Here is a 15,660-nt window from a genome sequence, read left to right as displayed (position 1 = left end):
TACCTTATTCATAATAAAGAGTCAGTGGTATACGATTTCCCACTGACCGAAGTAATTATTCACTTTTCCATTTATATCCGACTTTATAGACCGTTTCTAGGTAATCTTCAATAGGAAATCCTTTTTTGCGTAGTTTATCACGGATATTACGAATGTGTGAATCAATTGTTCTATATTCGATATCTGTTTCATAGCCCCAAATTTTTTCGATTAAATCATCTCGGCTATAAGCACGGTTTGTATTTTGTAAAAATAGTCCGAGTAACGAAAATTCGATAGGAGTTAATGAGATTTTTTCATCATAAACTGTGACAGTATGTTTCGTTTTATCCCACTCAATACCATTGAAACTAACAAAGCCATCTTTTTTTGTACGGCGTAATATAGCCTCGATTCGTGCGACTAATACATGCTCATCAAATGGTTTTGTAATATAATCATCTGCGCCCATCGTGAGGCCTTTCACCATATCGTAGTTTTGGTTGCGAGCTGTTAACATAATGATAGGAACGTTGGAAATTTGACGAATTTGATAGCAAGTATCCCATCCATCCATACTTGGCATCATAACATCTAATAAAATAATATCGAATTCTTTTTGTTCGATTAATTTTAGTGCTTCAAGGCCAGAGGTAGCTTTCATACAAAAATAGCCGCGAGGGCTTAAGAACAGATCTAATAATCGTAACATACGTTCTTCATCGTCTACTAATAAAATTTTTACCATAATCTTGTGCACCCCAAACTGTTCATTCTACTTGTATAGTTTACATGAAAATAATAAAAAACTCTTTTTATGTGATTGAATGGAGGGCTGATTTTTTCGCTCAGAGTAATTGACATAAAAAATGCACTAGTTTTGCACAACTATTTTTTATAATAGAAAACGTAGCGACACAAAATACCCTATGTTGCGACATAACGTCATGTCATTTTATTTATAAAATGACAATTCCATTCTATTGTGTATGTGAGATAGAGAGGGTTTTCGTATTCACCTCGCATCGGATAAGAAAAATTTCCTATCTCACACTTTTTTTAAAAGGAGATCATACACATGAATTCAAAAGAAGAAATTTCAAAAAAAGAAAAGCAAGATCGTAATACGGTTGTCATGTGCGTTGCCGTATCTATGGTTATTATTATAAGTTGCGTAAATAAAATTTTGGGGATTTTATAATATAAAAAAAGCTGATTGCTTCTTAAGAAGCAATCAGCTTTTTTCATTGTTAGGGGGAGTGTTCATATAATAAACCAAGGTAAAATTGCTAATCCAGAAGTTACAATTGCTGTAGTAAATATTAAAAGCATAGCTCGTTTGTTTTGTTTCATGTCACATTCTCCTCTACATATCAAGTACATGCGATCAGCGTGGGATGTAGTTCCCCACTGAGTAAAGTTTCACTTTATATTTTTAGTATAATGAATGGAAAGGTTTGGTACGATCGATAAAGGTGACATGAAGATTACATTGTTGTAATGAAAAAAGCATCTTTCTTAATAAAAAGATGCTTTTGGAAAACTATATTGAAGTATTAATCATTTAAGAACAGAACCATATGTTCCTCGTCCCAATATTGACCGTTATGTTTTAATGAACGCTCTTGTACGCCGTAAGTCTGGAAACCTAATGATTCATATAATTTTTTTGCACCAGCGTTACCAACTACAACATCGAGCATAAGTTGTTCTACATGTAATTTATCGGCATTTTCAATAATTGCTTTAATAAGAGCTCGTCCTGCTCCAAGGCCACGCGCTTTTGGGGAAACGAAAACGGAACCGATTTTTGCTTTATGTTCTTGTTTAATAAAAGGCTTTGTTTCTAAAGTAGCAATGCCGATTAAATCATCATCTTTGAAGACCCCTAGAGTATACTTATCCGGATTGCTTAATCGTTTTGCCATAGCAGCTACAGGATCCTCATGTTTCAAAACGTCTTCATAGGAAGAGCTAAAAGCTTCCGGGTTCTTCGTTAAACCTTCCATACAAACTTTTAAATATATTTCTGCGTCCTCTGTCGTTAATAAGCGAATTTCCATAGTTGTAACCTCCTTGGTCGATTTCAAATAAAATAAATCCATTACTTTTATAAGAGTGTGTATGTGTTTTGTTAGCAGTCTCTTTTAATTTGTAAAAGAATGAAAAGATATATGCTACAATGTTTTGTTTTTTAATATGTAATGAAATTATATATTAACTTTATTAACTATTCAAGTCTTTAATATATTACATTTTCATAACTAAAATAACTCCTCAATTGAGGAGTTATTTTAGTTATTCGATTGATAACCATCAATTCGATGTGGATGTGTGTAAATATTGCAGGATTCATTTCTGATAAATCCTACGACTGTAATGCCTAAATCGTGAGCGAGTTGCAATGCTAGTTTTGTTGGGGCAGATTTAGATAGAACAATTTCACATCCGATTTTTGAAACTTTGAGTAAAATTTCAGATGAAATACGTCCGCTAAATGCGATAATTTTTCCTATAACAGATATATCGTTGCGCAAACAATGACCATATATTTTATCTAATGCATTATGTCTGCCAATATCCATTCTTGATAGGAGGATTTTGTTTCGATCACAGAGCGCGGTATTGTGAACACCGCCGGTTTGGCGAAAGGTAGTGGAAGATTGTTGTAACGTATTCATTAAGTAAAAACATTCTTCAGGAGTAATTTTTACATGTATATCATGTAAGTCTTTTGCTTTTGCTGCATCGTTTACGAAAATAAAACCTTGTCTACCTTTTCCGCAGCAAGAAGTGACGTATCGTTTATTATATAAAGTTTGATAGAGCGGATTCACTTTTGATGATTTTACATGGACAATTCCGTTATCTTTTTGAACCCATAGTTCTTCAACATCGTTATAGGAAGAAATAATCCCCTCAGAAATTAAAAAACCAATTACCATATCTTCAATATAATTTGGTGTGCATACGACTGTTACATATTCTTCACCATTCAATTTAATAGTAATAGGAGATTCTGTAACAATCTCATCAAGTTGTTTTGAAAATGTACCAGATTGATAACGTACAATTGTATAAGTCTCTTGCGTAGGCCCCATATTTAATTCCCCTTTTATATGTATTTCTCTCCCACATTTATCATAAAACAATGGGAAAAATAAAAACACCTATTAACAAGAAGATCACAGATTATTTTGGTTATTATTGTATATGTACGATATAATAGAACTGTAGAATAGTGATATTTTCAAGCTTTCGTAGTTATACCTTATAACATCTAGAATCGACTTCATAAGAAAGTATTTGGGTAGAGCGTTTCAAAAAAATGTACAGTAATGCGATTTTGAAAACGGATTCATGATTGTGTTGTACAGTTGGTTGTAAGGAGAGGGGAAACTATGGCAGAACAGACAGTCCGTGTAACCGTCGATGGTAAAGAATTTTCTGCATCAGGTGAAAAGACGATACTACAATTATTTAACGAGAGTAATTTGGAACATCCTCAAATTTGTCATGTACCAGAAGTAGATCCAATTCAAACTTGTGATACGTGTATTGTAGAAGTAAATGGAAAGTTATTGCGTGCTTGTTCAACGAAATTAGAGAACGGTATGCATATCGAAAGACAGTCCCAGCGTGCAAAAGAGGCACAGACTGAGGCAATGGATCGAATATTAGAGAATCATCTACTGTATTGTACCGTTTGTGATAACAATAATGGTAACTGTAAAGTCCACAATACAGTACATATGATGGGAATTGAGGAACAGAAATATCCGTATGAGCCAAAAGTAAGTGCGTGTGAAGTGGATATGTCACATCCGTTTTATCGATATGATCCAAATCAATGTATTGCTTGTGGACAGTGTGTAGAAGTATGTCAAAACTTACAAGTGAATGAAACTATATCGATAGACTGGAGCTTAGACCGTCCACGTGTTATATGGGACAATGGTGTAAGTATAAATGACTCATCTTGTGTAAGTTGCGGGCAATGTGTAACAGTATGTCCATGTAATGCGTTGATGGAGAAATCAATGTTAGGTGAAGCTGGATTCATGACAGGATTGAAACCGGATGTGTTAGATCCGATGATTGATTTTGTAAAGGATGTAGAGCCGGGATATAGTAGTATTTTAGCAGTTTCAGAAGTAGAGGCTGCGATGCGTAAGACGAAAGTGAATAAAACAAAAACAGTTTGTACATTTTGTGGTGTAGGTTGTTCATTTGAAGTATGGACGAAAGACCGCCACATTTTGAAAGTGCAGCCTGTTTCAGATGCGCCGGTTAACGGTATTTCAACATGTGTAAAAGGCAAATTTGGATGGGATTTTGTAAACAGTGAAGATCGTATTACAAAGCCATTAATTCGCCAAGGGGATATGTTTGTTGAAGCTTCATGGGAAGAGGCTCTTGAAGTTGTTGCATCCAATATGCAGCATATTAAATCAGAATATGGAAGTGATGCATTTGGGTTTATTTCTTCTTCGAAAGTAACGAATGAAGAAAATTATCTTATGCAAAAACTAGCCCGTCAAATATATGGAACGAATAATGTAGACAACTGTTCCCGTTATTGTCAATCTCCAGCAACAGACGGTTTATTTAAAACTGTCGGTATGGGCGGGGACGCTGGAACAGTGAAAGATATTGCGGAAGCAGGCCTTGTCATTATCGTTGGAGCAAATCCGACAGAAGGACATCCTGTACTTGCAACGCGTGTAAAACGTGCTCATAAATTACATGACCAAAAATTAATTGTGGCGGATCTTCGTAAACATGAAATGGCAGAGCGTGCGGATTTATTCATTCATCCGCGCCAAGGAACTGATTATGTATGGCTCGCTGGTATTACGAAATATATTATTGATCAAGATTGGCACGATAAAAAGTTCATAGCTGAAAATGTGAAGAATTTTGATGAATATAGCAAAATGGTAGAAAAGTATACGCTTGATTATACAGAAGAAATTACGGGGATTTCGAAAGAAAATCTGAAAGAAATGGCTCGTATGGTATATGAAGCAGATGGTACTTGTGTACTTTGGGGAATGGGTGTAACGCAAAATACTGGAGGAAGTACAACTTCAGCAGCAATTTCAAATCTATTGCTTGTTACGGGTAATTATCGTCGTCCTGGTGCAGGAGCATATCCATTACGCGGACATAATAACGTACAAGGCGCTTGTGATATGGCAACATTACCAAACTGGCTTCCAGGTTACCAAGCGGTTTCAGATGATGCGCTCCGTGCGAAATTTGAAAAAGCATACGGTACTACAATTCCGAAAGCACCAGGCTTAAATAATATTGCAATGTTACTTGCGGCAGATGAAGGAAAACTGCGTGGTATGTATGTTATGGGTGAAGAAATGGCTTTAGTAGATTCGAATGCCAACCATGTACAACATATTTTAGCGAATTTAGATTTCCTTGTTGTTCAAGATATGTTCTTATCGAAAACAGCTCGTTTTGCTGATGTTATTTTACCGGCAGCACCAAGCTTAGAAAAAGAGGGAACATTTACGAATACAGAGCGCCGTATTCAAAGATTATATGAAGTATTGAAGCCGCTTGGTGATTCAAAGCCAGACTGGTGGATTTTACAAAAAGTAGCTCGTGCGCTTGGCGGGGACTGGAATTATGAAAGTCCAAGTGAAATCATGGATGAAATTGCATCGCTTGCACCTTTATATTCTCAGGCAACATACGATCGTTTAGAAGGATGGAATAGTTTATGTTGGGGTAGCCATGATGGTAGCGATACACCGCTATTATATGTGGACGGATTTAACTTCCCGGATAAACTAGCTCGTCTATCATTAGATGAATGGGTACCACCAGTTGTAGCGCCAGATGAGTATGATTTACTTTTAAATAATGGTCGTATGTTAGAACATTTCCACGAAGGGAATATGACGAATAAATCGGCTGGTATTTTATCTAAAGTATCTGAAGTGTTCGTTGAAATCTCGCCTGAACTTGCCCTAGAGCGCAATGTGAAAGATGGTGGCCTTGTAGAATTAGCATCACCATTTGGGAAAATTAAAGTACAGGCACTTGTTACAGAGCGTGTAACGGGGAAAGAGCTATATTTACCGATGCATGCAACGGTAAATGAAGAGGCAATCAATATTTTAACTGGAACGGCGACAGATCTTTATACGTGTACACCAGCGTACAAACAAACGATGGTAAAGATGCGTGTACTACGTGAAAAAGGGAATCGTCCGTTACCATCTTCAAACCCGAGAGATAAAAAGCGTAATCCGCAAAACGGTGTTGAAATCCAGCAAAAATGGCAAAGAAAACAATACGTATCACTTGTGGACTAGGGGGCGGAGATAGTGGCGAAAGAAATTACTGTAATTAAAAAGAAAGTTGTAACAGAGGAAGAACAGAAACAGCAAGTAGCAGATGAACTTCTAAATGAGCTATCTAATAATCGTGAAGCAGTAGAAGAAACGATGCAGCTTTTAGCACAGTTGCAGAAGGCTGGTATATTAGATGCGGCAATTAGTTTACTTGCTGCGAAGGAAGATGTTTCAAAAATCGCTGTGGAGCAATTAAATCGTGAACCCGTTAAAAATGCGTTAAATAATATGATGGGGGCAGGAGAAGCGTTATCTTCAGTTGACCCAGAAATAACGAAGCAAATTACGTCAAGTTTAGTTACAGGATTGCAATTTGCAACAGATGAATTAAATAGTGGTAAAAAAACAAAAGTGATGGATTTCTTTAAAGTATTAAAAGATCCAGATATCAATAGAGCTATTACATTCGGTTTTAGCTTCTTGAAAGCATTTGGACAAGGGCTAGAGAAAAAATAGAATAAATGAAAAAGTGATGGGAAGTAGCCATCACTTTTTTCATTATATGTATAAGTGTGTTCATGTTAAGCGGAATATATTATTATTAAAAAGATGGATTAGAACTGGAAATATGGAATCCATCTCAAATACCGTTTTAGAATTTGGAGGAATATATGCAACACCGTAAAAAACTATCTATACCAGGAGTAATGAGACATTCCTTTCAAACAGTTAAATTTGCCTTTTGGAATGTATTAACTTTTCAACTTGCTTATAAATTATTAGCAGCGATTGTGTTTGTTCCGCTATTTGGAATCATTTTTAATAAGTTATTGTATTTTGGTGGTTATGCAAATGCGACAAATGATGAATTATTAGCGTTTTTAAAGACGCCTTATGGCATCTTAGCAATCGTAATTTTATCATTGTTAGCACTGTTTCTTATCTTTACAGAATTTGCGGTGCTTATTATTATTTCGTATTTCGCTCATAAAAGACAGAAGGTGAAATTACGTCCGATTTTATATAAAACGGTAACGTATTTACCTACTCTTTTCACATATTGCTTACCAGGATTTATTTTATATGCTGTCGTATTGTTGCCTCTTTTAAATATGGGATATGAAACGGCATTAATCCCGCAAATTCAAATTCCTAACTTTATTACAGGAGAGCTGTTTAAGACAACGATGGGACAAGTTGGTTATTACACGTTCTTTGCTGTAGTCGCGTATTTGAATCTTAGATGGATTTTCGTTCTACCTATTGTTGTTTTAGAGCAAAAACCATTTCGCGTGGCAGCACGTAAAAGTGCAACTTTAGTAAAGGAAAGCTTTTTTAAAGTACTATTCTTTTTAGTAGGATTTTTTATTTCAATTGGAATTGTATATGTCATGTTTTTGGGAATGTATTTATTGTGCCTATGGGGTGTTTATGAATTTACAAACCCGAAAGGAACATTTGCATTATTAGCTGAATCAACGATTTCTGTATTTTTAACGAGTACATTGTATTTATTCAGCTTTATCGTGACGCCATTTTATATTATGGCGATTACGCGATTATACTTACAAAAGGTTCCAGTTGAGGATGTTTTATTAGAAGAAGGATTAGATTATTCGAAAACGAAAGCAGATAAATGTTTCTTCCAAAAACATCGTTGGAAATTCATTGGCGTATACATTGTAGGGATTATTACTGCGGGAATGGTCGTTGCCTTCATTGTAACGTTTATTTCAAATTCGTATAAAGAACCGATTATTATGGCGCACCGCGGGTATATATCAAAAGGCGTAGAAAATACGAAAGAAGCTGTGCAAGGTGCTATTGATGCAAAAGCAGACTACGCTGAAATAGATGTATTACAAACGAAAGACGGTGAGCTAGCGGTTATACATGATTTGAAGCTGAAACGTCTCGCAAATGCTAATGTGCATGTGTCAGATTTAACGATGGCGGAGTTAAGGCAGCTTACCCTTAGTCAAGATGGACTTTCAGGACAAATAAGTACACTTGATGAAATCATTAAGCTAGCAAATGGCAAAATCAAACTTAATATAGAAGTGAAGCTTCATGGGGGCGAAAAAGATTTTGTAAACAAAGTCTTAAAAACGATTAAAGATAATGAATTTGAGAAGCAATGTGTAATTCAAACGTTACACTATCCACTTATTAAAGAGTTTAAGCGTGCAAATCCAGATATAAAAGTAGGGTATATACTGTATGCAAGTAGAGCTAACTTAAAGAATGTGAAGGCTGACTTTTACGTAGCAGAAGAATATATGTTAAATAAGAAATTAGTAAAAGAAGCAAGGAAGTTAAACAAACCAATTTACGTATGGACAGTAAATGATATGGAAAATTTAAAGGCATATTATAAGTTAAACGTAGATGGTATTATAACCGATTACCCTGAAGATGCACGTGAAACAATTAAGATGTTAAAAGAGCAAGAAGCGGAAGAAAGTGATCTGTTTGATAAAATTACTGAAACGACAGATGATTTATTTTCTAAGTTATTTATAAGTTACCCAGCTGCTAGCTAAATGCTAGCAGCTGTTTTTTTGTGAAAAGAATATATCTCTAAAGTATTGAGTAAAGTAATAACTGTATATGTATACGTTATCGCTTAGGTTTCTTACATTGTTAAATTATTGTCAAATAATAAATGATTGCTGTTTATTTTGAAGCAGTATAATAAAAATAGAGTGAAAGATAATGGAATGACACGAAACCCCTAATAGAATCAATGTTTTATATATTTACACTATTCTAAATATAAAAACTTTAGGAAAATGATATGTTAGCGTTTTCATAACTTTTAAGTTATGCTAGAATAAGGACATAAGTTATTAATTATTACAAAAAGAAAAAAGAATCTCTTTTTTCTGTTAATTATAAGGGGGCATTTCATTATGCGTATTGGGGTACCAGCAGAAATTAAAAACAACGAAAACCGTGTGGCAATGACACCAGCAGGTGTTGTACATTTAATTCGTAACAATCACGAAGTATTCATTCAAAAGGGTGCAGGTTTAGGGTCTGGTTTCACAGATGCTCAGTATGTTGAAGCGGGAGCAAAAATTGTTGATACAGCTGAAGAAGCTTGGAATATGGAAATGGTTATGAAAGTTAAGGAACCAATTGAAAGCGAATACAAACACTTCAGTGAAGGCTTAATCTTGTTCACATACTTACACTTAGCTCCAGAGCCAGAATTAACAAAAGCTTTAATCGAGAAAAAAGTTGTTTCTATCGCATATGAAACAGTACAATTAGAAAACCGTTCATTACCATTACTTGCACCTATGAGTGAAGTAGCTGGTCGTATGGCTGCACAAATTGGTGCACAATTCCTTGAGAAAAACAAAGGCGGTAAAGGTATCTTACTTGCAGGTGTTCCAGGGGTTAAACGTGGTAAAGTAACAATCATCGGTGGTGGACAAGCTGGTACAAATGCTGCTAAAATTGCAGTTGGACTAGGTGCGGATGTAACAATCATCGACTTAAGTGCAGAACGTCTTCGTCAATTAGATGACATTTTCGGAAACCAAGTAAAAACTTTAATGTCTAATCCTTACAATATTGCAGAAGCTGTTAAAGAGTCTGATCTTGTAATCGGTGCAGTATTAATCCCAGGTGCAAAAGCTCCAAAACTTGTAACAGAAGAAATGATTAAATCAATGGAACCAGGTTCTGTTGTTGTAGATATCGCGATTGACCAAGGTGGTATTTTCGAAACAACTGACCGTATTACAACTCATGATAACCCAACTTACGAAAAACACGGCGTTGTTCATTATGCAGTTGCAAACATGCCAGGTGCGGTTCCACGTACATCAACTCTTGCATTAACAAACGTAACAGTACCATATGCAGTACAAATTGCTAACAAAGGCTACAAAGAAGCTTGCCTAGGCAACTCTGCATTACTAAAAGGTATTAACACATTAGATGGCTATGTAACATTCGAAGCAGTTGCAGAAGCTCACGGTGTAGAGTACAAAGGTGCTAAAGAATTATTAGAAGCAGAAACAGTATCTTGCTAATAGAAGCATTATACAAAACAAAATCGAACAATATATAAAACAACATGATAAGAGCTAAGAGTGAAGATCTCTTAGCTCTTCTTGGCAAAAGGGGGCATACATCGTGGCCAACCTATTTAAAAAGAAATCCGTTACGCAATTGTTAGGGGAAAGTAAAAGTAAAACTTTGACGAAAACGCTAGGGGCATTTGACCTAACAATGCTAGGGATTGGTGCGATAATTGGTACAGGAGTTCTAGTATTAACTGGATTAGTAGCAGCAAGAGATGCTGGTCCAGCAGTTATTTTTTCATTCATGATTGCAGCCATCGTTTGTGGATTTGCAGCATTATGTTACGCAGAGGTGGCTTCTACACTTCCTGTTTCAGGTAGTGTGTACACATACTCATATGCAACAATTGGTGAGTTTGTAGCTCATTTAATGGGATGGACATTACTATCCGTATATGTTGTAACGACTGCCGCAGTAGCTGGCGGATGGACTGGTTACTTCCATAACTTAGTGAGTGGATTAGGGCTTGAAATTCCAAAAGCACTGCTAACGATTCCGTCTCAAGGTGGTATGGTGAATTTACCAGCAGTTATCGTTACATTAGTTATAACTTGGTTATTATCAAGAGGTACGAAAGAAAGTAAACGCGTGAATAACATAATGGTATTAATTAAAATTGGTATCGTTGTTTTATTCATTGCAGTTGGTGTATTCTACGTGAAACCAGAAAACTGGATACCATTTGCACCGTACGGTTTAAGTGGAGTTTTCGCGGGGGGAGCAGCAGTATTCTTTGCTTTCTTAGGATTTGATGCATTAGCAACTTCTGCTGAAGAGGTAAAAAATCCGCAACGTGATCTACCGATTGGTATTATCGCTTCGTTAGTCATTTGTACAATCATTTATGTTGTAGTTTGTCTCGTTATGACGGGTATGGTTTCTTATAAAGAATTAGATGTACCAGAAGCTATGGCATATGTGTTAGAAGTTGTAGGACAAGATAAAGTAGCAGGTGTAATCGCAATTGGAGCTGTAATTGGTATTATGGCAGTAATTTTTGCTTACATTTATGCAACGACACGTGTATTCTTTGCGATGAGCCGTGACGGTTTATTGCCAGAATCTTTCGCGAAAATTAATAAAAAGACAGAAGCGCCAACATTTACAGTTTGGTTAACAGGAATTGGTAGTGCTTTAATTGCTGGATTTATCGATTTAAAAGAATTGTCGAATTTAGCGAATATTGGAGCGTTGTTAACATTTGCGATGGTTGGTGTGTCAGTTATTATTCTTCGTAAAACACATCCAAAATTACAACGTGGATTTATGGTACCACTTGTACCGATCTTGCCGATTATTTCGATTGCATGTTGTCTATTCTTAATGGTAAATCTACCATTAAAAACATGGATGTACTTCGGTGCTTGGTTAGCAATTGGAGTAGTTGTATACTTTGTTTATTCGAAAAAACATAGTCATTTAAAAGACGATGGAAGTTCGCAGGATAATTTAGAACAAGCTAATTAAAAGCTTAATTAAAAGGGATATAAGTATAGTAAGCCTTGTGCGTCTAGGGAGCGCGCAAGGCTTTTTCTTTTGTTGAAATAAAGGGAATATATATTACTTTGTTGAATTTTTATGTCGGAATATGAAAAAAGGGTGGGAGCAAAATGGAAGAAACAAAAGTTGTAGTTGGAGCAGAGGGTTATAATAATAACCCTGGTTGGTTACATACGAATGAAGAAGAATTAAATTTATTACGGAGAGAAACTTGGCTTGATAAATTTCAACCTAATTCTTTATCAGTAATTTTGGCAGAACATGTATGGGAGCATTTATCATATGAAGAAGGAATTGAAGCTGCAAAAATTTGTTATGAGTTTTTAATGGATAATGGATATATTCGTTGTGCAGTACCAGATGCATTTTTTCCAGATGAAGAATATCAGCAAGGGGTACAAGTAGGTGGACCTGGTCCATTAGATCATCCTGCAGCAAGCCATAAAATTGTTCATAACTATAAAACAATCACGTCCATATTTGAATCAGCAGGTTTTCAAGTGAGGCTCTTAGAATACTGTGATGAGAATGGTAAGTTTCACTATAATGATTGGAATGAGAAAGATGGATTTATTTATCGTTCGAAACGTTTTGACCATAGAAATCGGGATAATCAGTTAGGATTTGTTTCTTTAATTGTGGATGCGGTGAAAATGAAAAGTAAGTAAAAAGGGGTGTGCGAATTGTGCATCCTTTTTTGTATGAGAATATAGAGGATGCGAAAAATATGTATATGACTTATTAAAATGTGAACGGAAAGTTCATAAAAAAAAATCAGATTTCATTGACACATATGAGTAGGCGCTCATATAATAAGAGTATAAGATATATGAATGATTGTTCATATGTTCAATTAAAGAGGTGAGCTATAATGGCTGGAAATAAAGTAGAAACACCACAAGAGACATGTTCTCAAACGATAATTCATGAAGAAGTTGTAGAGCAAGTAAAACAAACAATTCCAACTGATGAAAGTTTAAGTAAAGTAGCAGAACTATTTAAAGTATTAGGTGACCGTACACGTACGAGAATATTACATGCGCTATTTGAAGCTGAAATGTGCGTTTGTGATTTAGCTTATTTATTAGGAATGACACAATCATCTATTTCGCATCAGCTTCGTGTGTTAAAGCAAGCGAAACTTGTGAAGAATCGTAAAGAAGGAAAGGTTGTTTATTATTCGTTAGCTGACCAGCACGTAATTCATATCTTCGAGCAAGCGTTTGAACACGTAAACGAAGAAGAATAAAAAGAACGCGAGGAGGGAGAACGATGGCTGAAGCGTTAGTGAAAAAGAAACTGATGTTAGAAGGTTTAGATTGTGCGAATTGTGCAATGAAAATTGAAAAAGGTGTTGGGAATATAGAAGGAGTAAATTCTTGCTCTGTAAACTTTGCAACAAAGACAATGATTTTAGAAACGGCACAAAATAAAGAAAACGAAGTTGTTATGGAAGCAAAACAACTCGTTACAAAATTAGAACCGCATATTAAAGTGCAAGAAGAACAAAAAAATAAAATTGCTAAAGAAGTATTTATATTAGAAGGTTTAGATTGCGCGAACTGTGCAATGAAAATTGAAAATAAAGTTAAGGAAATGCCAGCTGTCTCAGAAGCAACTGTTGATTTCGTATCGAAGAAACTACGAGTAGAAGTTGCGAATAAAAGAGAACTAGAAGCGACTGTAGCAAATATAACAAATGTCGTTCAAAAGTTAGAGCCAGACGTGAAAGTTGTTCGTGAAGAGAAGAACGGTCATGACCACGGGCATAGTCATGATCATGGTGAAGCAAATGTGAAAAAGATGGTAGGGAGATTAGTGGTCGGCGGAATTTTGACAGCAATTGCTGCATTAGCGGGCTTACCACAAATGGTAACAATTCCGTTATTCGTCCTTGCTTATTTATTAATAGGTGGAGATATCGTTTGGAGAGCGGTAAGAAACATAACTCGTGGCCAAGTATTTGATGAAAACTTCTTAATGGCAATTGCAACTGTAGGAGCTTTTGCAATTCAACAATACTCAGAAGCTGTAGCAGTAATGCTATTTTATCAAGTAGGAGAACTATTCCAAAGCATTGCGGTAAACCGCTCTCGAAAATCAATTACTTCATTAATGGATATTCGTCCTGATTATGCGAATGTAAAGGTTGGAAATGAAACGAAACAAGTATCACCAGAAGATGTACAAATTGGCGATTATATTATCGTTAAGCCAGGTGAGAAAGTGCCGTTAGACGGAAAAGTAATTGAAGGAACATCAATGGTAGATACTTCAGCATTAACAGGTGAATCTGTACCACGTGAAGTTGAAGTTGGAAATGATGTATTAAGTGGCTTTGTGAACCAAAACGGTGTGTTGACAATTGAAGTTACAAAAGAATTCGGTGAATCAACTGTATCGAAAATTTTAGATTTAGTTCAAAATGCAAGCAGTAAAAAAGCACCAACGGAAAACTTTATTACGAAGTTTGCACGTTACTACACTCCAGTTGTAGTTATTACAGCGGCAATCATGGCGTTTATTCCACCACTTATTTTAGAAGGAGCTACATTCTCTGAGTGGATTTATAGAGCTTTAGTGTTCTTAGTAATCTCTTGTCCATGTGCGTTAGTTGTATCCATTCCTCTTGGATTCTTTGGAGGTATTGGTGGTGCATCTAAAAGTGGTGTGTTAGTAAAAGGTAGTAACTATTTAGAAGCTTTAAATGATGTGAAATATATTGTTTTTGACAAAACAGGAACATTAACAAAAGGTGTTTTCAAAGTTACAAAAATGGAACCGAGCGAAGGTACTACAAGTGAAGAGTTATTAGAGTATGCGGCATTTGCTGAAGTATATTCTAACCATCCAATTGCCCAATCTATTCGAAAGGCATATGGAAAATCAATTGATGAAAAAATAATCGATGATTATAACGAAATTTCTGGTCACGGTACAGTCGTAAAAGTACAAGGAAAAGAAATTTTTGCAGGTAATGCAAAATTAATGAGAAAAGAAAATATTGAATTTAAGCAACCAGAAACAGTAGGTACATTAGTTCACGTTGCTGTAGATGGAAGATATGCAGGTTATATTGTTATCTCTGATGAGGTAAAAGAGGATTCGAAACAAGCGATTCAAAAGTTAAAAGAACTAGGTATTAAAAAGACAGTAATGTTAACTGGTGATGCAAAACCAGTTGGTGAAGCTGTTGGTAAAGAATTAGGCTTAGATGAAGTTCATGCGGAATTACTACCGCAACAAAAAGTAGAAGAGATTGAAAAAATTGATGCAGCGAAGCACGGAAAAGAAAAAATTGCCTTCGTTGGTGACGGTATTAACGATACACCAGTATTAGCCCGTGCAGACGTTGGTATTGCGATGGGTGGTTTAGGGTCAGATGCAGCAATTGAAGCGGCAGACATCGTTATTATGACTGATGAGCCTTCAAAAATTGCGACAGCTGTAAAAATTGCAAAACGCACAAGAAGTATAGTGTGGCAAAATATCATCTTTGCTCTAGGTGTAAAAGGGATCGTTTTATTACTTGGTGCCTTTGGTATTGCAACAATGTGGGAAGCTGTTTTCTCAGATGTTGGTGTGACACTACTTGCAGTGTTAAATGCAATGCGTGTATTACGAGTGAAAGATTTATAAAAAAGAGGACGCGAACTAATCTGTACCCTTTGTAAAGGACATTTTAAAAAAAGTTAGGCGGCATCAAGAAGATGATTTCTGTATTCGACAGGAGTCATCTTCTTTAAATTCCACTGATATCTATGCT

Annotated in this window: 13 protein-coding genes; 9 read left to right on the top strand and 4 right to left on the bottom strand. The window is 35.7% G+C overall.

What is annotated here, in order from left to right:
* Positions 1-55: 55 nt before the first annotated feature.
* Complete coding sequence (locus MR112_RS26825; RefSeq protein ID WP_000238957.1) at positions 56-727, bottom strand: response regulator transcription factor; 672 nt, start codon at positions 725-727, stop codon at positions 56-58.
* Positions 728-1,057: 330 nt separating this feature from the next.
* Between MR112_RS26825 and MR112_RS28835 the strand changes: the two genes are divergently transcribed.
* On the top strand, positions 1,058-1,180 hold the full coding sequence (locus MR112_RS28835; protein ID WP_001085006.1) for a hypothetical protein: 123 nt from the start codon (positions 1,058-1,060) through the stop codon (positions 1,178-1,180).
* Positions 1,181-1,535: 355 nt separating this feature from the next.
* Here the strand turns inward: MR112_RS28835 and MR112_RS26820 are convergent, their stop codons facing one another.
* Entirely contained in the window at positions 1,536-2,042 is a 507-nt protein-coding gene (locus MR112_RS26820; RefSeq protein ID WP_000405868.1) for a GNAT family N-acetyltransferase, read from the bottom strand.
* A 231-nt stretch (positions 2,043-2,273) separates the two neighbouring features.
* The gene (gene fdhD, locus MR112_RS26815; RefSeq protein WP_086692382.1) at positions 2,274-3,080 is read right to left on the bottom strand and encodes a formate dehydrogenase accessory sulfurtransferase FdhD; all 807 of its coding nucleotides are present in this window, start codon (positions 3,078-3,080) and stop codon (positions 2,274-2,276) included.
* Between the two features lie 300 nt (positions 3,081-3,380).
* Between fdhD and fdhF the strand changes: the two genes are divergently transcribed.
* From fdhF to MR112_RS26775, 8 genes are all read left to right on the top strand, one after another.
* Complete coding sequence (gene fdhF / locus MR112_RS26810; protein WP_017657303.1) at positions 3,381-6,317, top strand: formate dehydrogenase subunit alpha; 2,937 nt, start codon at positions 3,381-3,383, stop codon at positions 6,315-6,317.
* A gap of 12 nt (positions 6,318-6,329) precedes the next feature.
* Positions 6,330-6,812, top strand: a complete 483-nt coding sequence (locus MR112_RS26805; protein ID WP_001040540.1) for a helical membrane plugin domain-containing protein — start codon at positions 6,330-6,332, stop codon at positions 6,810-6,812.
* Between the two features lie 155 nt (positions 6,813-6,967).
* Positions 6,968-8,839, top strand: coding sequence for a glycerophosphodiester phosphodiesterase (locus tag MR112_RS26800; RefSeq protein WP_001164716.1), 1,872 nt, complete (start codon positions 6,968-6,970; stop codon positions 8,837-8,839).
* Between the two features lie 369 nt (positions 8,840-9,208).
* The gene (ald, locus tag MR112_RS26795; protein WP_001219742.1) at positions 9,209-10,342 is read left to right on the top strand and encodes an alanine dehydrogenase; all 1,134 of its coding nucleotides are present in this window, start codon (positions 9,209-9,211) and stop codon (positions 10,340-10,342) included.
* A gap of 103 nt (positions 10,343-10,445) precedes the next feature.
* Positions 10,446-11,861, top strand: coding sequence for an amino acid permease (locus MR112_RS26790; RefSeq protein ID WP_001284893.1), 1,416 nt, complete (start codon positions 10,446-10,448; stop codon positions 11,859-11,861).
* 143 nt (positions 11,862-12,004) lie between these two features.
* On the top strand, positions 12,005-12,562 hold the full coding sequence (locus MR112_RS26785; protein ID WP_226368584.1) for a class I SAM-dependent methyltransferase: 558 nt from the start codon (positions 12,005-12,007) through the stop codon (positions 12,560-12,562).
* A 203-nt stretch (positions 12,563-12,765) separates the two neighbouring features.
* Positions 12,766-13,143, top strand: coding sequence for an ArsR/SmtB family transcription factor (locus MR112_RS26780; RefSeq protein WP_000918378.1), 378 nt, complete (start codon positions 12,766-12,768; stop codon positions 13,141-13,143).
* A 23-nt stretch (positions 13,144-13,166) separates the two neighbouring features.
* A complete protein-coding gene (locus tag MR112_RS26775; RefSeq protein WP_226368583.1) occupies positions 13,167-15,533 on the top strand; it encodes a heavy metal translocating P-type ATPase in 2,367 nt (788 codons plus the stop codon).
* 53 nt (positions 15,534-15,586) lie between these two features.
* On the opposite strand, the gene MR112_RS29010 is transcribed toward MR112_RS26775, so the two are convergent.
* The coding region (locus MR112_RS29010; protein ID WP_333563856.1) for an IS3 family transposase at positions 15,587-15,660 on the bottom strand (74 nt) is incomplete at its 5' end.

The organism is Bacillus cereus group sp. BfR-BA-01330, from assembly GCF_022663885.1.
In the GTDB taxonomy this organism is placed as follows: Bacteria; Bacillota; Bacilli; order Bacillales; family Bacillaceae_G; genus Bacillus_A; species Bacillus_A cereus.
Note: the sequence above shows the minus strand (reverse complement) of the source record. Positions and strands in the feature narration are given on the sequence as shown.